Source organism: Caulobacter sp. S45 (genome assembly GCF_009765965.1).
Classification (GTDB): domain Bacteria; phylum Pseudomonadota; class Alphaproteobacteria; order Caulobacterales; family Caulobacteraceae; genus CAHJWH01.
Map to the genome: position 1 here is coordinate 1,204,222 of NZ_LMUL01000014.1, position 17,193 is coordinate 1,221,414.

The 17,193-nt window shown below is 66.8% G+C and carries 15 protein-coding genes; 11 read left to right on the plus strand and 4 right to left on the minus strand.

The features are described from left to right. The first annotated feature begins 2 nt into the window (after positions 1-2). The 3 genes from GSQ87_RS12530 (at position 3) to GSQ87_RS12540 (ending at position 2,563) form a co-directional block, all read left to right on the plus strand. The gene (locus GSQ87_RS12530; RefSeq protein WP_158915761.1) at positions 3-701 is read left to right on the plus strand and encodes an alpha/beta fold hydrolase; all 699 of its coding nucleotides are present in this window, start codon (positions 3-5) and stop codon (positions 699-701) included. Between the two features lie 86 nt (positions 702-787). Next, positions 788-1,315, plus strand: a complete 528-nt coding sequence (locus GSQ87_RS12535) for a VOC family protein (protein WP_158915762.1) — start codon at positions 788-790, stop codon at positions 1,313-1,315. Positions 1,316-1,375: 60 nt separating this feature from the next. Further along, positions 1,376-2,563 carry an iron-containing alcohol dehydrogenase gene (locus GSQ87_RS12540; RefSeq protein WP_158915763.1) on the plus strand — a complete coding sequence of 396 codons (1,188 nt, stop codon included), beginning with the start codon at positions 1,376-1,378 and terminating at the stop codon, positions 2,561-2,563. 13 nt (positions 2,564-2,576) lie between these two features. On the opposite strand, the gene GSQ87_RS12545 is transcribed toward GSQ87_RS12540, so the two are convergent. Beyond that, positions 2,577-3,398 carry a helix-turn-helix transcriptional regulator gene (locus GSQ87_RS12545; protein WP_158915764.1) on the minus strand — a complete coding sequence of 274 codons (822 nt, stop codon included), beginning with the start codon at positions 3,396-3,398 and terminating at the stop codon, positions 2,577-2,579. 590 nt (positions 3,399-3,988) lie between these two features. On the opposite strand from GSQ87_RS12545, the gene GSQ87_RS12550 reads away from it, so the two are divergent. The 7 genes from GSQ87_RS12550 (at position 3,989) to GSQ87_RS12580 (ending at position 13,051) form a co-directional block, all read left to right on the plus strand. After that, entirely contained in the window at positions 3,989-5,503 is a 1,515-nt protein-coding gene (locus GSQ87_RS12550) for a class I adenylate-forming enzyme family protein (RefSeq protein ID WP_158915765.1), read from the plus strand. Further along, entirely contained in the window at positions 5,500-7,038 is a 1,539-nt protein-coding gene (locus GSQ87_RS12555) for a UbiD family decarboxylase (protein ID WP_158915766.1), read from the plus strand. The genes GSQ87_RS12550 and GSQ87_RS12555 overlap by 4 nt, the downstream gene beginning before the upstream one ends. Before the next feature lie 30 nt (positions 7,039-7,068). Beyond that, positions 7,069-7,932 carry an enoyl-CoA hydratase/isomerase family protein gene (locus tag GSQ87_RS12560; RefSeq protein ID WP_158915767.1) on the plus strand — a complete coding sequence of 288 codons (864 nt, stop codon included), beginning with the start codon at positions 7,069-7,071 and terminating at the stop codon, positions 7,930-7,932. Positions 7,933-7,935: 3 nt separating this feature from the next. Then, positions 7,936-8,673, plus strand: a complete 738-nt coding sequence (locus tag GSQ87_RS12565; protein WP_158915768.1) for an alpha/beta fold hydrolase — start codon at positions 7,936-7,938, stop codon at positions 8,671-8,673. 202 nt (positions 8,674-8,875) lie between these two features. After that, a complete protein-coding gene (locus GSQ87_RS12570) occupies positions 8,876-10,282 on the plus strand; it encodes an MFS transporter (RefSeq protein WP_158915769.1) in 1,407 nt (468 codons plus the stop codon). Between the two features lie 231 nt (positions 10,283-10,513). Continuing rightward, positions 10,514-12,163 carry a carbohydrate porin gene (locus tag GSQ87_RS12575; RefSeq protein ID WP_158915770.1) on the plus strand — a complete coding sequence of 550 codons (1,650 nt, stop codon included), beginning with the start codon at positions 10,514-10,516 and terminating at the stop codon, positions 12,161-12,163. Positions 12,164-12,256: 93 nt separating this feature from the next. Beyond that, positions 12,257-13,051 carry an SDR family NAD(P)-dependent oxidoreductase gene (locus GSQ87_RS12580; RefSeq protein WP_158915771.1) on the plus strand — a complete coding sequence of 265 codons (795 nt, stop codon included), beginning with the start codon at positions 12,257-12,259 and terminating at the stop codon, positions 13,049-13,051. Between the two features lie 9 nt (positions 13,052-13,060). Here the strand turns inward: GSQ87_RS12580 and GSQ87_RS12585 are convergent, their stop codons facing one another. Genes GSQ87_RS12585 through GSQ87_RS12595 form a run of 3 tightly spaced genes read right to left on the minus strand, consistent with a single transcriptional unit; the run spans position 13,061 to position 15,953 of the window. Continuing rightward, a complete protein-coding gene (locus GSQ87_RS12585; RefSeq protein WP_158915772.1) occupies positions 13,061-13,477 on the minus strand; it encodes a cupin domain-containing protein in 417 nt (138 codons plus the stop codon). Continuing rightward, positions 13,474-14,889, minus strand: coding sequence for an NAD-dependent succinate-semialdehyde dehydrogenase (locus GSQ87_RS12590; RefSeq protein ID WP_158915773.1), 1,416 nt, complete (start codon positions 14,887-14,889; stop codon positions 13,474-13,476). Before GSQ87_RS12590 ends, GSQ87_RS12585 begins: the two co-directional genes overlap by 4 nt. Further along, positions 14,889-15,953 (minus strand): isocitrate/isopropylmalate dehydrogenase family protein, encoded by a 1,065-nt coding sequence (locus GSQ87_RS12595; RefSeq protein WP_158915774.1) that lies wholly within the window; start codon positions 15,951-15,953, stop codon positions 14,889-14,891. The genes GSQ87_RS12590 and GSQ87_RS12595 overlap by 1 nt, the downstream gene beginning before the upstream one ends. A 145-nt stretch (positions 15,954-16,098) precedes the next feature. Here GSQ87_RS12595 and GSQ87_RS12600 point away from each other — a divergent pair, with 145 nt between their 5' ends. Then, positions 16,099-17,013 (plus strand): GntR family transcriptional regulator, encoded by a 915-nt coding sequence (locus GSQ87_RS12600; protein ID WP_158915775.1) that lies wholly within the window; start codon positions 16,099-16,101, stop codon positions 17,011-17,013. The last annotated feature ends 180 nt before the right edge of the window (positions 17,014-17,193 follow it).

Sequence of the window (17,193 nt, forward strand, 5' to 3'; positions counted from 1 at the left end):
GCATGGACACGATCGTCCTGATCCACGGCGCATGGGGCGGCGGCTGGGTCTGGCGCGACGTGGCCCGGCGCCTGCGCAAGGATGGGTTCGAGGTCTACACCCCCACGCTCTCCGGCGTCGGCGCGCGCCACCACATCCCGGCCGAGGTGGTCGACCTCGGCACCCATATCGAGGACGTCGCGGCGCTGATGCGCTACGAGCGGCTGAAGGACGTGCTGCTGGTCGGCCACTCCTACGGCGGCATGGTGGTCACCGGCGCGGCGGATCGCGAGATCGAGCGTATCGGGGCGATGGTCTATCTCGACGCCTTCCTGCCCGAACCCGGCCAGTCGCTGTGGGACGTGGTCGGGCCTCAGGGCGCGGAGAACCAGCGCCTCGCCGCCGAGGCCCACGACGGCGGCCGCACGCTGCCCTACCACCTCGCCGAGATCGCCGACCCGGAGCGGCCCTACACGCCCCAGCCGCTCGCGACCTTCAACCGGCCCTGGACCTCCACGCGCACCACCCAGACCTGGCCGCATCGCCACTTCGTGCGCTGCCTGCAGAACCCGAGACCGGTGTTCCATCGCATCGCCGCCCGGCTTGAGACCACGCCGGGCTGGAGCGTCGAGGCCGTCGACGCCGCCCACGACGTTCCCCAAACCCACCCCGAACTGATCGCCGCGATCCTCGCGACCCAGGCTCGGCGGCCCGCGCAATAAGCGCGCGTCCCCACTCAAGGGGGACGGTAGCGGTCGCGAAAAATCCTATTCTGGACGCTGGCGAGGCTTCGTAGAGTTCACGCACCGTGGCGAAACTTCAAAAGATCAACGGCCTGTATCACTTCGCTTTTCCCTGCCGGGACGCAGAGGAAACACGGGTCTTCTATGAAGACATCCTCGGTCTTCCGCTGGTGCATTGCATGATGCCCGACGCGGTGCCGAGTTCGGGGGAGTCGATCCCCTACGCCCACATCTTCTTCGAGATGGGCGACGGGTCCTATGTCGCCTTCTTCGACCTGGGCACCGGCGAAATGCCCAAGCCGTCGCCCAACACCCCCGACTGGGTCCAGCACTTCGCGATGGAGGTGGACGACATCGACACCGTGCTGGGGTTCAAGCAGAAGCTGGAAGCGGCGGGCGTGGAGGTGCGCGGCCTGGTGGACCACGAGTTCATCCAGTCGATCTACTTCTTCGATCCCAATGGGCTGCGGCTGGAGATCACCACCCGCACCGAGGAGCCCGGCTTCATCGAGCACGCCGCCCGGGTCGCTCATACCGAGCTGGCCGACTGGACCCGCGCCAAGGCCGAACGCGCGCTCGCCCCCGCCGGCTGAGACGTATACTCGGCCCCAGCGCTTCCACCACCTGCGGAGCGCGATCTCGGAAGGACGACGATGGCGGCTTCTATCGCCTTGCCCAGGGTGCTGCGGATCGGCGCGGGCGCGTCGGCTCTGCTGGCCGAGACGTTGGAGAGCCTGGGCCTTCGTCGCCCGTTCATCGTCACCGACCGCTTCCTGCAGGACAGCGGCCGCGTCCAGGCGCTGACCGAAGGCCTTGACGCACGCGGCGTGGTGTTCAGCGTCTTCGCCGACACCGTTCCCGAACCGACTCTGGCCTGCGTGGACGCCGCCCTGGCTGCGCTCAAGGAAGGCCAGCACGACTGCGTGGTCGGTTTCGGCGGCGGCAGCCCCATGGACACCGCCAAGGCGATCGCGGTGCTGGCGGCCCACGGCGGCCGGATGCGCGACTACAAGACGCCGCACCTCCAGGACACGCCGGGCCTGCCGATCATCGCCATCCCCACCACCGCCGGCACCGGCTCCGAGGCGACGCGTTTCACCGTCATCACCGACGACGCCAACGACGCCAACGACGCCAACGACGCCAACGACGAGAAGATGCTGTGCGCGGGGTTGGCCTACCTGCCCTTCGCCGCCCTGGTCGACTACGAGCTGACCCTGACCAAGCCCCGCCGGCTGACCGCCGACACCGGGATCGACGCCCTGACCCACGCCATCGAGGCCTATGTCTCGCGTCGCGCCAACCCGTTCTCCGACGGCCTGGCGCTGCAGGCGATGCGGGCGATCGCGCCCAACCTGCGCCGGGTGTGCAGCGACGGCCACGACCGGCCGGCGCGCGAGGCGATGATGCTGGGCGCCACGCTAGCGGGCCTGGCCTTCTCCAACAGTTCGGTGGCGCTGGTCCATGGCATGAGCCGCCCGATCGGCGCGCATTTCCACGTGCCGCACGGCCTGTCCAACGCCATGCTGCTGCCGGTGGTGACCGCCTATTCCGCGCCCGCCGCCCTGCAACGCTACGCCGAATGCGCCCGGACCATGGGCGTCGCCCGCGATGGCGAAGGCGACCAGTCCGCGGTCGCGCGGCTGGTGGACGAGCTGGACCAGTTGAACCGCGACCTGGAAGTGCCGAGCCCCAAGGCCCACGGCATCGACCCGGCGCGTTGGGAAGCCCTGCTGCCGCTGATGGCCGAGCAGGCCCTGGCCTCCGGGTCGCCCGGCAACAACCCGTTGGTCCCGTCGGTGGACGAGATGGTCGCGCTGTACCGCCGCGCCTGGGCTTAAGCCCAGATACCGCTCAGGCGTCCAGCGAACGCTCGTACAGTCGCACCAGGTCCTGGCGGGTGGCGATCTTCAACTTCAGGAAGGCGCGCTTGCGGAAGGTGACGATGCTGGACGGCATCACACCCACGGTGCGCGCGATCTCCTTTGTCGACCGCCCGAGCAGCAGGCCGGTGCAGACCTCGACCTCGCGCGAGCTGAGCTGGCCGTTGGTGGCCGCCAGCTGGCGCGACACGTCCCCGTCGCCGGGCAGGAGGTTGCGGCTGTGGGTGTTGGCCATCACCTTGGAATGCTTCCAGGATATGCTGGTCAGCATCTCGGCCGCGCCCTGCAAGCGGTCGAAGCAGTCCGGTTCGAACGGCGCCTCGTCGCTGGTGCGGTAGAGCCCGACCATGATGGTCTCCGCCCCGAAGCGGCGGCAGATCAGCAGCCGCTCGCGCACATGGACGCGCTCGTAACAGAAGGCCCGGTACTCCGAAGGCGGTATGGCGTCCCACGCCTGGGTACGGACAGTGGTGTTCCAGTCGCCGTCGTCGAGAATGGATCGGAGCGCCGGATCCAGCTTCCAATAGCTGTCCGCGTAGCGCGCGGACGCGCTGCGGGCGAAGGCTTCGTCGTTGTCGTCCTCGTCCAGATGACCGCCGGCGAACATGTAGCGCATGCGCTGCTGGTCATCGAGCCGGAACACCGAGAACAGCTTGGCCGGCACCACCGAGGACAGGGTGCGCCCGAACGCGTCCGGGAAATCGTCTTCCCCCAGCGCGTCGATCACGCTGGCCATACCGGCCGGGTTGTGGCTCCAGTAGGCGAATTGGGTGGCGGGGGTCAGTTCGGGCATTCTCACTCTTCCTCCACCGCACCGCCTCGTTCTGTTGCGAGGTCGGGCTTAGGTGAGTGTGAGCTAACGCCCTTTCCAACGGCATGGCAAGAACCGCTCAATGACGGATGGTCGCAACTGTGTGTGACCGCAGTATCCGCCCACCCGACAGCTAGGCCGGATCACCGATCCGCTTCACATCCCGATGGATTTGCTTTGCATTTTCTGAGCGTGAACAGGATATGCAGATCACAAGTCATTGTGCACACGCATAACGCGATCTAAGTGAATTTGCGGCACGCCACTTCCACTCAGATCGAAACCGTGAACTTATTCAGAGATAAATTTTGAAATTAATTCACCAATCCGATGCACCTTTAATATTCAGGTCGGATTTGAATTTTTTGTCAAATTCAATTTGATCAATATGCTTGGTCCAAAGACCTGGTTATTTCATGTCCCTCATTTTCAGGGACATCCGGCTCCGGACCCCCTGGCTAGAGGTGATGGCTGAAAAGAAGCGGTGCATGGGCGACGGCGCCGGAAGGCGACGAGTGCTTACCCGACTTCCCCAGGCGGACTACGCTCCGCCGACAGGGAGATTTCGATCGATGGACGGCCTCGCGCGCATCCTGGAGCGCGCCACCCTGCACTATCGCAAGACGCCCGCCATTCGCGACAACGTCGCGCGGATGGACTATGGCGAACTGGCCGGACGCGTCGTGCGCCTCGCCGGCGCCCTTCAGGCTAATGGTCTGAGGCCTGGCGACCGGGTGGCGATCCTCGCGCGCAACAGCTTCCGCTATATCGAGGTGGCGCTCGCCTGCGCCCAGGCCGGGATAATCTTGGTCCCGCTAAACATCCGCCTCGCCTCGGCCGAGATCGACAGCATCCTGGCGCGCGTCGAGGCGCGATTGCTGTTCCAGGCCCTGCCCTATTCGCCCAAGGGGGTCGAAGCGATCACCTGGGACGACGATCGACCGCCGGGCTCCGAATCCGCCTACGAACAGCTGATCGGCGCCGACATCGTGCTTGAACAGGCCGTCCCCAGCGGGCTGGACGATGTCGCACAGATCTTCTTCACCTCGGGCACCACGGGCGAGCCCAAGGGCGCCTGCCTGACCCAGCGCAACCTGATCGCCAGCTCGCTGGACTCCATCATCGCGCTGAACCTGAACGCCCAGGACGTCTGGTTCCATTCCGCGCCGATGTTCCACCTGGTGGACGCCTTCGCGATCTGGGCGGTGTCGATGGTCGGCGGCCTGCACGTCACGGCGCATTTCGAGCCGGCGACCTTCGCCGAGACGGTGGCGCGCGAGGGGATCACCAAGGCCAGCCTGCCCCCGACCCTGCTGGACATGATCGCCAAGCACCCCAACACCGCGCGCCACGATGTGGGGTCGCTAGACCTGATCAGCTATGGCGGCTCGCCGATGCCACGCGCGGTGTACGACCGCACCAAGACCGCGCTGCGCTGCCATCTGGTGCAGGCCTACGGCATCACCGAGGCGGCCGGCCTCGTCTGCCAGCAATATCCCCACGACGTGGACCCGGACAATCCGACCCGCCAGAACTCGGTGGGCCAGCCAGTCCTGCACGTGAACCTGAAGGTGATCGACGACGACGGGAACGCCCAGCCGGCCGGGGTGATCGGCGAGCTGGCCGTCAGCGGCGCACACGTCATGGCCGGCTACTGGCGCGACGAAGCAGCTACGGCCAAGGCGATGCACGACGGCTGGTATCGGACCGGCGACCTGGGCGTCTACGACGACCAGGGCCACTTCACCATCGTCGGACGCAAGAAGGACATGATCATCACCGGCGGCGAGAACGTCTATCCCGCCGAGGTCGAGAACGCCCTGTTGCTGCACCCCGCCGTCGCCGAGGCCGCCGTGTTCGGCGTGCCCAGCGAGCGCTGGGGCGAAGAGGTCCGCGCGGTGGTGCTGCCGGTGGACGGCGCCGCCATCGACGGCCCTACACTGATCGAGCACTGCCGGACCCTGATCGCCGGCTACAAGATTCCCAAGACCATCGGCCTGGTCGCCGAGCCCCTGCCCAAGAGCGGACCCGGCAAGATCGCCAAGGCCCTGGTCCGCGCAGCCTATCTGAAGGAAGCCGTTGCATGACCGTCGACGTCGAGAAGTTCCGCCTTCGCACCCTGGTCGAGCGGATGGTCCAGCAGGGCGAATGCTTGGTCCACGACGCCCCCATCGACCTGTGCGACGTGGCCGAGGTGCTCGACACCACCGAGGAGGCGGTCTGGTTCACCGCCGTGGGACCTGAACGCGCCGAGCTGGTGGGCAATGTCATGGGCTCGCGCTCGCGGCTGGCGATGTCGCTGGAGGCCACGCCCCTCACCTTCCCCAAGGTGCTGCGCGACCGCCTGGCCAAGCCGATCGCGCCGATCGAGGTCACCCGCCAACAGGCCCCGGTGCAGCAGGTGGTGCTGACCGGCGCCGACGCCGACCTGACCAGCCTGCCCGTCAACCTGCAGCACCAGCTGGACGGCGCGCCCTACATCTCGTCCAGCATCGACTATGCGGTGGACCCCGATAGCGGGTGGACCAACCTGGGTTGCCGCCGGATGATGCTGACAGGCATGACCACCGCCGGCATCGACATCAATGCGCCGAGCGACCTGCGCGCCATCTACCAGAAGGCCATGGCCAAGGGCGAGAACATGCCCGTCGCCTTCACCGTCGGCAGCCACACCAGCGACTTCCTGGCGGCGGTCGCGGTCACCGTGCCGATGAACGAGTTCGACGTGATCGGGGCCATCCGCGGCCAGGCCGTCCCCATCGTCAAGTGCGTGACCCAGGACGTCTGGGTGCCGGCCGACGCCGAGATGGTGCTTGAAGGCTATCTCGACCCGCGCGGCCTGGTCGAGCCCGAAGGTCCCTATGGCGAGTTCATCGGCTACTACGGCTCGGTCAAGCGCAACCCGCTGTTCCACCTGACCGCGATCACCAAGCGCCACGACGCCCTGTTCCAGACCGTGACCATCGGCGGCAAGAACCTCGGCCGCACCGACACCTCCAACCTCGGCTCGGCCAAGACCGAGGCGGCGATCTGGGACGTGTTGCGGCTGGCGGTGCGCGAGCCGGTGGCGGTCCACGCCACCGCGTCTTCGGGCGGCATGTACAACGTGCGCGTCTCGATCAAGCAACGCTATCCCGGCGAGGCGCGCAACGCGATCGCGGCGGTGTTCTGCTCCATCGGCGACGTCAAGCACGTGTTCGTGGTCGACGAGGACATCGACGTCAATTCCAACGAACAGATCGACTGGGCGCTGGCCACCCGCTTCCAGGCGGACAAGGACATCGTCGCCGCCTCGGGCTTCCGCGCCGTGCCGCTGGACCCGTCGCTGGCGGGCAGCCGCACCGGGGCCAAGGCCGGCTTCGACTGCACCATCCCCTTCGCCCAGCGCGGTAGCTTCGAGTTCACCATCCCCACCACCCCGGTGTTGGGCGCAGCACCTGCCGAACCGCAGACCCTGGAAAGCCTGTTGTCCAAGGGCCCGCTGCGCTTCGTGGAGCTGATGACCGGCCTGGGCTCGCGCGACGGGCGCGAGATCGTGCGCCAGTTCGACGGCCTGATGGCCGCCGGCAAGCTGAAGCGCACCACCGACGGCCGCTACGAGATGATCAACGGCGCGGCCTGAGCCGCCCGCACCCTGACGGAACCCAGCCCCATGACCGACAAACCCGCCCAGACCGTCGAGATCGACGAGAACGGCAAGCCTCAGGGCTTCCTGGACCTGGTCGACGATCTGCGCGCCATCACCTTCGAGATGGTCGAGGACGGCATCGCCCTCATCACCCTGAACCGGCCGGAGAAGCTCAACGCCTTCGACGAGCGCATGATCCGCGAGATGCGCACCGTGGTCTGGCGCGCCAATTTCGACGAACGCATCAAGGTGCTGATGGTGACGGGCGCGGGCCGCGCCTTTTGCGCCGGGCGCGACATCTCCGGGCTCGACTACGAGAACAACCTGACCACGCCGCAGTACCGCGCCTATGTCCGCGCCAACCACGAGATGTTCGACGACATGGAGAACCTCGAAAAGCCCATCGTGGCGGTGGTCAACGGCATCGCCGCCGGCGGCGGGGTGGAGATGGCGATCGCGGCCGACTTCCGTATCGCTTCGACCAACGCCAGCTTCCTGCTGCCGGAGAACCAGCTCGGCGTGCTGCCGGCGTCCGGCGCCTGCTCGCGCATGATCCAACTGATCGGCATCGGCCGGCTGAAGGAGATGGTCATGGCCGCCCTGCCGGTGAAGGCGGAAGAGGCCCAGCGCATCGGCCTGGTGACCCGGGTCCATCCGCCGGAGACGCTGTGGGAAGAGGCCCTGGCCTTCGCCCGCATGCTGACCACCCGCGCGCCCCAAGCCATGGGCGTGGCCAAGCACATCATCAACAGCTGCCAGAACGTCGACACCGAGACCGGCCGCATCCTGGAGCGCCTGGGCCAGTCGATCCTGATCCAGACCAAGGACAACAAGGAGGGCATGAACGCCTTCCTGGAAAAGCGCAAACCCGACTTCAAGGGCCTCTGAGCAGTGCTCTACGCCGAGCAGCAAGGCCCCGACGACGCGCCGATCGTGCTGCTATTGCACGGCCTGGGTGTGAACGGGGCGGCCTGGGACGGCGTGCGCGCCGCCTTGCCTGAAGGTCTGCGTGTGGTGGTCCCGGACTTCGCGGGCCACGGCCGCTCGCCGCGTGAGACCAACTACAGCCTGGGTCGCCACGCCACCGACGTGGCGGCGCTGCTGACGCCCGGCGCGCGGGTGCGCATCCTCGGCCACTCCATGGGCGGGGCCGTCGGCCTGATCCTGGCCTCGGGCTGGTTCGGGATCACCGTGGAGAGGCTCGTCACCATCGGCATGAAGATGGGTTGGACGGCGGAGGAGACGGCCAAGATGGGACGTCCCTACCCCGTCCGCTGGTTCGACACGCGCGAAGCCGCCGCCGAACGCTTCCTGCTGGTCACTGGCATGAGCAAGGCGGCGCGCCCCGAGGCGCTGGTGGTCGAACACGGGATCGTACAGGACGAGGACGGCCGCTGGCGGCTGGCCTGCGACCCGGAGACCGTGCGCGTGGTCGGCCCAGAGACCCCAGCCCTGATCGCCGCCGCCAAGGCCTCCGGAGCGGAGATACATCTGGTGTGCGGGACCGAGGACCCCATGGTCGGCCTGGATGAGATGCGCGCCTTCGACCCGGCCGCGGCGCAACTCCCTGGCGGCCACAACCTCCATGTCGAGACCCCCGCCGCCGTCGCGGGCCTGCTGGCGGGCTGAAGCGCGCCCGCCCACAGGGTGCGGCATTGCGTGTGTCCACGCGCTTAGAGGACAGACGGTCGTGGGCGCATCTGGAAGCCTCCATACTTCGATGCGTGTAAGCGGCGGCCCAACCTTCGCCAGCACAGAATACAGAATAAAAAGACGCCGAACGGCGCGACCTGCGGTGCGGGGTGAAGTCATAGGGAGATAGGGAAATAACATGTCTTCCCAAGTGGTCGACGTAGAACGTCTGATCGACGAGAAGCGGATCGGCGCTTTCCACGTCGGCATCATCTTCATGTGCTTCCTGGTGGTGATGATCGACGGGTTCGACATCACGGTTGCGGCCTTCGCAGCTCCAGGACTGATCAAGTCGTTCCACATTTCCCCGACGGCGCTCGGCGCCCTGTTCAGCGCCGCCCTGTTCGCCGGCCTGATCGGCACCCCGGTCTTCGGTTTCCTGGCCGACAAGTTCGGTCGCAAGCGGGTGATGCTGTGGGGTAGCGTCTTCTTCGGCCTGTTCACCCTGGCCTCGGTGATCGCCACCAGCTTCCAGCAGATGATCGTGCTCCGGTTCATCGCCGGCATCGGAGTGGCGGGGGTGATGCCGACCACGGTGGCCTATATCTCCGAGTTCGCGCCGCGCCGGTTCCGCGCCAGGGTCGTGTCGATCATGTTCACCGGTTCGCCGGTCGGCGGGGCGCTGACCGGACTGGTCGCGGCCAAGTTCATGCCGATCTATACCTGGAAGATACTGTTCTGGGTTGCGGGCCTCAGCCCCATCGCCCTGGCCCTGGCCCTGGCCTTCCTGCTGCCGGAATCGATCCACTACTTGGTGCTCCGGCCGAAGGCGCGGGAGCGGCTGGTCAAGATCCTGCGCCGCTTCGCTCCCACGGTGGAGATCGGCCCTGAGACCGCCTTCGTGGCGAAGCGTCCTCACACGGTCAAGCCGATGCCCACCTCGGCCCTGTTCGCCGGCCGGCTTAAGCTGCTGACCCCGCTGATCTGGGCCGCCAACTTCCTGTCGCTGATGACCTTCTATTTCACCAACTCCTGGCTGCCGACCCTGCTGATCCATTCTGCGGCCGGCCCGGGCGGCGCGGCGATCGCCACCAGCCTGTTCATCTTCGGCGGCGTGGCCGGGGGCCTGGCCATCATGACGCCGATCGATCGGCTGGGCTTCCTGCCGGTGCCGATCCTGTTCCTCTGCGGCGTCGCCGCTCTGTTCGCAATCGGCGTACCCGGCATGGCCCTGCCGATGCTGATGGCCATCGTGGTGATCGCCGGCTTCTGCCTCTACGGACTACAGTTCGGCCTGATCGCGGCGGAAGGGCCGCTGTTTCCGCCGCCGGTGCGCGGACGCGGCGTCGGCTTCTGTTTCGCAGCGGCGCGGGTCGGCGCCACCATCGGGCCGCTGGCCGGTGGTTTCCTGATCAGCAAACACCTGCCGACACAGCAACTGTTCATGATCGCCACCATCCCGTTGGGGATCGGCGTCGTCGTCGCCGCGGTGATCACGCCGCTCTATCGCAAGCAGGTGTTGGCGGCGGATAATGGGACGCTGATCTCCAGCAATACCGATGCGTCGATGCCTCTCGGCGGCCTGATGCTGGGCGAAGCGCTCTGAAGACAGTCGGCGGCTGGGAGACTGGCCGCCGACATCTTAAGCGTCGAATCGTCCCATTCACCGCTCAGCAGCCGGGCCGAATCCGGAAAAAAAGACTGCTAATCAAGTGGTTGTGAATTATTCGATCCGATCTCGACCCATGGCGGGCGTCGCCCCGGCGACAGAATTAACCTGACGACAACAAATGAAGATGCTTAAATCGCCTTCATAATTATAAAACGGGGGAACTACATGTCCATCTCAGCATCCGATCGTCCGCGCCTCAGGGCCCGCTGGCTTCTCGCCTCGGCTTCCATGAGCCTGCTCGCCTTGGTGGCGGCGCCCGCCGTTTCGTTGGCGCAGACCGCTCCGACCGAGGCACAGCCGCCGGAAGCGGCCCAGCCGATGCCGTCCAAGGCGATGCCGCCCGTCGTCGTTAAGGGCGACAAGTCCAAGGCCCCCGCCTCCACAGCGCCCTACGCGACCACGCCCAGCCAGAAGACCACGCCCGAAGGCGGCTTCAGCGACGTCCGCGTCACTGGCGAGACGCCGACCCCCACCAGCCAGGCCTTCCAGGTCGCCGGCGAAAACCCCGGCTACTTCTTCAACCTCGCCACCTTTGGCGCGCCCGTGGGCCAGTCGCTGGCCAGCCATGGCGTCTACCTGCACGGCGCCACCCAGCTGTCGGACCTCAGCGTCGTCGATGGCGGCCACAAGGGCGGCAGCGGCATCTTCAACCTGGGCTACTGGGGCACCGACGTCGACACCGGCAAGGCCTTCGGCCTCAACGGCGGCCTGATCGACTTCACCTTCAGCCATCAGCTGGGCAGCACGCTGGCTGGCGAGAACATGACCGGCTCGCAGACCTTCACGCCCTATGGCTTCGGCGATCAGGTCCGCCTGGTGAACCTCTACTACAGCCAGAGCTTCTTCAATCACGCCCTGCAGATCACGTTGGGCCGCATGGAAGCCGGCTATACCGCCACGCCCTATCTCTCGCCCGGCATTCACCAGGCCCAGTGGTACTGTAACTTCTTCAGCGTTTCCTGTGGCAACTCCAACGGGTTCGCGCTGAACTCCAACAAGGCGCCTTATGAAGTCGGCTCATGGGGTGGGTTCATCACTATCCACCCGGCGGATCACTGGTATTTCAAAGGCGGCGTCTACGAGAACCAGCCGCTGGAAGCCACCAGCGAGACCCACCTCGGCTGGCCCGGTCGGGACTGGGGCTTCAACGAGGCGTCTGGCGCCTTTTTCCCGGTGCAACTCGGCTACGTCACGTCGCCGGTCGATTCCATGTATCCGACCAACTTCCACATCGGCGGCTACTACGACAGCGGCAAGTTCCCGGACAAGTTCCTGAACTCCAAGCTGTTGGCCGCTCCCACCCATCCCGGCGCGCCGTTCCTCGACCAAGGAACCTTCGGCATATTCACCGGCCTGCAACAGACCGTCTGGCGCTTCACCGACAATCCGAAAAGCAATCGCGGCCTTTCGCTGTTCTTCAGCGGCGACTGGGACGTGACAGGATTGCAGGACGATCAGCAACAGTACATGGCCGGCTTCATTCTGACCGGCCCATTCTCCCAACGCGCCGCCGACACGTTCAATGTCTTGCTTTCCTATAAGGTGATCGACAACCGGCAGCGGGAGGATCGCGAACTCCTGGCCAAGGCTCACGGGATCGCGGACTACAAGATGAGCGACGAGTCGGATTTCGAGGTGAACTATGGCGTCGCCGTGGCGCCTGGCCTGAACATCTTCCCCTTCGTCCAGTACGTCCAGAACCCGGACCAGCTCGGCGAGACGGTGCCGGACCCGAAGGACACCCACGCCTGGTCGGTGGGCATGCGCGCCGTGATCCGCTTCGACGTGCTGTTCGGCCTGCCCCAGCCGCACTGAGGCCAAGACGATATGGAGGGCCGCGGGGGATCACCCTCGCGGCCTCCGCTTGGAATAGAGACGGCCGCAGCGGTCGCGAACCCGGAGGATGCCATGAAGGCGGAAGCGATCTTCGATGTGAGGGGCCAGGTGGCCTTCATCACCGGGGCGGCGAGCGGCCTGGGCCTGTCCATGTCCGAGGCCATGGCCGACAACGGCGCCCACGTGGTGATGACCGACATCGACCAGGCCAACCTGGACATCCACGTCGCGCGTCTGGCGGAGCGCGGCTGCTCGGTGGAAGGCATACAGCTCGATATCGGCGACCTGGATCGCCTGCGCGCGGTGATCAACGAGGTGGCGGCGCGTCACGGCAAGCTGGACTCGGTGTTCGCCAACGCCGGCATCACCTCCGGGCCGGGCTTCCATTTCCCCGAGTGGCGGCTGGAAGTCTATCCGTCTGAGATGTGGGAGAAGGTGCTCCACATCAACCTGACCAGCATCTTCGTCACCATGCAGACCGCCGCCGTCCATATGAAGAAGCAGGGCAGCGGGCGCATCATCGTCACCGCCTCGATCGCCGGGCTGCGCTCTGAGGGCAATGTCGGCTACGGCTATATCGCCACCAAGGCTGGCATCATCAATGTGGTGCGCCATGCGGCCATGGACCTGGCGCCCTACAAGATCTGCGTGAACGCCATCGCGCCCGGCCCCTTCCTGACCAACATCGCCGGCGGCCGCCTGCACCGCGAACCGGAGGTCGCCAAGTCGTTCGCCGAACTGGTGCCCCAGCAGCGCCTCGCCGATCCCAGCGAAATCCAGGGCCTGGCCCTGCTGCTGGCCTCGCCCGCGTCCAGCTACATCACCGGCACGGTCATGGTCATCGACGGCGGCCAGACCGCCCGCTGAGAAGTATGTTCAGGGGGCGACGCCGTGCTCCTCGTCGATGCGGGTGGTCACGCCGGTGGCGATGACCGTCCGCGTGGCGTCGATCGAGGCATAGGTCCAGTAGATCCGCATCCGTGCGGTGTCCGAGGCGTTGCGGAACCTGTGCGGCGTCTCCGCCGGGATCCAGGTCGTATCGGTCGCGGCCAGGGCATGCTCGACGCCTTCGATCTCGGCGACCGCGCTTCCCTCCAGCACCATCACCGTCTCCTCGCAGTTGTGGATGTGCAGGGCGATGGCGGCGCCGGGATCGAACTCGGTGATCCCGCTCAGCGTCTTGCGCGAGCCCAGGCGAGCGTTGACCAAGGGGATCGTCCTCGCCCCGCCGCCGCGCTCACGACTGGGCAGTTCGGAGGGACGAAGAATGGCGGGGCGGACGAGGTCGGTCATGCATCGACTTTCGAAATGGACGGAGCGGCCGCCTGGGCGGGACCCACCCACACGGTCTTCACATTGACGAACTCGCGCAGGCCGTACTCGCCAAGCTCGCGCCCGTAGCCGGAACGCTTGATCCCCCCGAAGGGAAGGCGCGCGTCCGAGGCGGCCATGCCGTTGATGAACACCGCGCCCGCGTCGATCCGACGGGCCAGCGCACGGCCACCCTCGACATCCGCGGTCCACAACGCCGCCGCCAGACCGAATTCGGTATCGTTGGCCAGGGCGATGGCGGCGTCGGTGTCGGGCGTGCGGACGATGGCCGCGACTGGACCGAACGTCTCCTCCCTGAACGCGGCCATGGCAGGCGTCACGTGATCGAGCACCGTTGGCGGGTAGAAGAAACCCGGACCGTCGATCGGCGCGCCGCCCAACCTTAGCTCCGCGCCCGCCGCCAGCGTACGTACGACCTGGTCGTGAAGGTGCTCCCTCAGGTTCGCGCGCGCCATCGGGCCAATCCGGGTGTCGACCGCCAGGGGGTCGCCGACCTTCAACGCCGCAACCCCGCGCACGAAGGCGGCGACGAACCGCTCGGCGACAGCGTCCACGACGATGAAGCGCTTGGCGTTGACGCAGGACTGGCCGTTGTTGACGAACCGGGCGGCGACGGCGACCTCGGCGGCCCGCTCGACATCGGCGTCGGCCAGGACGATGAACGGATCGGACCCGCCCAGTTCGAGCACCTGCTTCTTGAGCGCGCTTCCCGCCTGGCCCGCGACGATGGCGCCAACCTCGGTGGAGCCCGTCAGGGTGACCGCCGCGATCCGTGGGTCGGCGATCAGTCCGGCGACCTGGGCCGGCTCGATCAGCAGGACCTGGACCAAGCCATCGGGACAACCCGCCTTCGCCAATATGTCCCCGATGGCTAGGGCGCATTGCGGGACATTGGCGGCATGCTTCAGCACGACGCCGTTTCCGGCCGCCAGCGCGGGCGCGGCGAAGCGGAAGAATTGCCAGAACGGGTAATTCCACGGCATCACGGCCAGCACTACGCCGAGCGGGTCGAACACCACGGCGCTGTGGGTGGCGTTGGAAGCCACCGTCTGGTCGGCCAGCCACGCCGGCGCCGCGTCCGCATAGAAGTCACAGGTCCAGGCGCATTTCTCGATCTCGCCGACGGCTTCGCTAAGTGGCTTGCCCATCTCGTCGCTGATCAATCTGGCCCACCGCTGGCTTTCCGCGCGCAGGACTTCGGCGATACGCCTGAGCAACGGCGTACGCTCGCCGATGGACCTGCCCCGCCACGCCGCCTGGCTGGTCGCGGCCTGGGCCAGCGCCCGTTCGACCTCAGCCGCCGAATGGCCGTCGAAGCGGGCCCACTCCGCGCCGGTGGCCGGATTGATCGAGTGGAATTGCGGACGCCCCATCACCCGGCCTCCAAGGCGTCGCACACCGCCTGGGCGAAGGCCTTCGTCCCGGAAGAGCCGCCGATGTCGCGGGTGCGTGCGGACGGCGTGTCGAGCACCCGCTCCACGGCCGCCTCGATGCGGTGGGCGGCGCCGTAAAGCGCCTCGTTCCCGTCGCGTCTCCCTCGCCAGTCCAGCAGCATGGCCGCCGAGAGGATGAGCGATGTCGGGTTGGCCAGACCCTGGCCGGCGATGTCGGGCGCCGAACCGTGCTGCGCCTGGGCCACGCACACCGTATCGCCGGCGTTGATCGACCCGCCCAGACCCAGGCTGCCCGTCAGCTCGGACGCCTCGTCGGACAGGATGTCGCCGAACATGTTGGTGGTGACGATCACGTCGAACCGGTCGGGCGTGCGGATCAGCAGGGCGGCGGCGGCGTCGACGATGATCTCGTCCAGGATCACATCGGGATACGCCTCGGCGACGCGACGCACTTCGCGCAGGAACAGGCCGTCCGAGAGCTTGAGCACGTTGGCCTTGTGCACGGCGGTGACTTTGCGGCGACGACCGCGCGCCAGTTCGAAGGCGGCGCCCGCCACCCGCGCGGAGCCGAGCGCGCTCACCTTGCGGATCGAGAACGCCATGTCGGGCGTCGGCATGAACTCGCCGGAGCCCGCGAACATGTTCCGGTCGGAATAGAAGCCCTCGGTGTTCTCGCGCACGATCACCAGGTCCATCGGCTTGCGCAGGACGGTCAGGTCCGGTCGCGACCGGCACGGGCGGATATTGGCGTAGAGCTCGAAACAGGTCCGAAGCTCGGCCGAAGGGTTGATCCCGCCTTCGACGCGCGACGGGTATTCGTAGTGCGAGACGGGCCCCAGGATGACGCCGTCGACCTGGGGGATTCGCGCCATCACCGCCGGCGGCAAGGTGGTTCCAACGGCCTTCAGACTGGCCAGCCCGATCTCCTGCTGTTCGAACGCCAGGCCCAGGCCCAGCACGCGGTCCGCGTGGGCGAGCACTTGCAAGGTCGCCTCGGTGATCTCCGGGCCGACGCCATCTCCGGGCAGCACGAGGATTTGCATTTGCCGGTCACCTCCATCTCGCGGCGCCTCGTATGATGGCAATATTGGCATTTAACAAGAAAAATATACCATGTGTGGTATTTCACATCCAAAAAGTTCCAAAATGGCTTGACTGGCTGATCGTTCGTGCCAAGCAGGGAGGGTCATGAGCGCGCAGATGCAGATTCAGCCCACGGCCCTGACCCGCCGGCTCGCCGATCAGATCCTCGACCTCATCCGCAACGAGGACTTGGGCGAAGGCGCCCGCCTGACCGAGCGGGGCCTGGCCGAACGGCTGCGGGTGTCGCGTACGCCGGTGAAGGGGGCCTTGCACCTGCTGGAGAGCAGGGGGCTGGTTCGGCCGACCGATGGACGCGGCTTCGTGGTCGCCGGGGGCGAGCCTCCCCCACCCCAGACCGACGCCCCGCCGCAGGACGACGCGCTCTATGCGAGACTGATCGAGGATCGCCTGGGCGAACGGTTGCCGGATCGGATCACCGAGACCGAGTTGCTCCGCCGCTACGGCGCCACGCGCGCGCAGCTGACGGTCCTGCTGCGCCGGGCGAGCGCCGAGGGCTGGATGGAGCGCATGCCCGGGCATGGCTGGGCCTTCCTGCCGACGCTCACCTCGATGACCGGCTACCGCGACAGCTATCGCTTCCGCCTGACGATCGAACCCGCAGCCATCCTGGAACCGGGCTTCGTGCTCAACGCGCCCGCCCTGGAGCAGAGGCGCCGTCAGCAACTCGCCTTGATCCGGGGCGAGATCCACACCGCCTCGGATGCGCGGGTGTTCGAGTTGAACAGCGGCCTGCACGAGACCATCATCGAATGCAGCGGCAACCGCTTCTTCATCGACGCCCTGATCCGGCTGAACCGCCTGCGGCGCCTGATGGAGCACCGCCAGAAGCTGAACAGGGACGATGCGCTGGAGCGTTGTCGCGAACACATCGCGATCATCGACCTGCTGCTGGAAGACCGTCGTGAAGAGGCCTCGGCGCTGATGCATCGCCATCTCGCCACCGTGGGCCTGGCGAAAAGCAGCCCCAGGCATGAAACGAGCCTAGGCTCCGCCTCATAGGGCGCAAGGAGATCGGGCATGTGGCCGACGCGACTGGGGGCGAGCCTACACCTTACCGGCGCCGCCTTGAGTCTGGCGCTCGTGTGGGCGTTCCCCACCTTCGGCTTTTCGCGCCCCGTCGGATATCCCGCAGCCTACGACAGGATCATCGCCGCCGCCGACAAAGAGGCGAGACTGACC

What these genes read in the sequence shown, in the direction of transcription:
- GSQ87_RS12590 (WP_158915773.1), bottom strand. Translation starts at nt 14,889, where the DNA reads ATGGGGCGTCCGCAATTCCACTCGATCAATCCGGCCACCGGCGCGGAG.
- GSQ87_RS12595 (WP_158915774.1), bottom strand. Translation starts at nt 15,953, where the DNA reads ATGCAAATCCTCGTGCTGCCCGGAGATGGCGTCGGCCCGGAGATCACC.
- GSQ87_RS12530 (WP_158915761.1), top strand. Translation starts at nt 3, where the DNA reads ATGGACACGATCGTCCTGATCCACGGCGCATGGGGCGGCGGCTGGGTC.
- GSQ87_RS12580 (WP_158915771.1), top strand. Translation starts at nt 12,257, where the DNA reads ATGAAGGCGGAAGCGATCTTCGATGTGAGGGGCCAGGTGGCCTTCATC.
- GSQ87_RS12585 (WP_158915772.1), bottom strand. Translation starts at nt 13,477, where the DNA reads ATGACCGACCTCGTCCGCCCCGCCATTCTTCGTCCCTCCGAACTGCCC.
- GSQ87_RS12570 (WP_158915769.1), top strand. Translation starts at nt 8,876, where the DNA reads ATGTCTTCCCAAGTGGTCGACGTAGAACGTCTGATCGACGAGAAGCGG.
- GSQ87_RS12555 (WP_158915766.1), top strand. Translation starts at nt 5,500, where the DNA reads ATGACCGTCGACGTCGAGAAGTTCCGCCTTCGCACCCTGGTCGAGCGG.
- GSQ87_RS12540 (WP_158915763.1), top strand. Translation starts at nt 1,376, where the DNA reads ATGGCGGCTTCTATCGCCTTGCCCAGGGTGCTGCGGATCGGCGCGGGC.
- GSQ87_RS12600 (WP_158915775.1), top strand. Translation starts at nt 16,099, where the DNA reads ATGAGCGCGCAGATGCAGATTCAGCCCACGGCCCTGACCCGCCGGCTC.
- GSQ87_RS12575 (WP_158915770.1), top strand. Translation starts at nt 10,514, where the DNA reads ATGTCCATCTCAGCATCCGATCGTCCGCGCCTCAGGGCCCGCTGGCTT.
- GSQ87_RS12545 (WP_158915764.1), bottom strand. Translation starts at nt 3,398, where the DNA reads ATGCCCGAACTGACCCCCGCCACCCAATTCGCCTACTGGAGCCACAAC.
- GSQ87_RS12550 (WP_158915765.1), top strand. Translation starts at nt 3,989, where the DNA reads ATGGACGGCCTCGCGCGCATCCTGGAGCGCGCCACCCTGCACTATCGC.
- GSQ87_RS12560 (WP_158915767.1), top strand. Translation starts at nt 7,069, where the DNA reads ATGACCGACAAACCCGCCCAGACCGTCGAGATCGACGAGAACGGCAAG.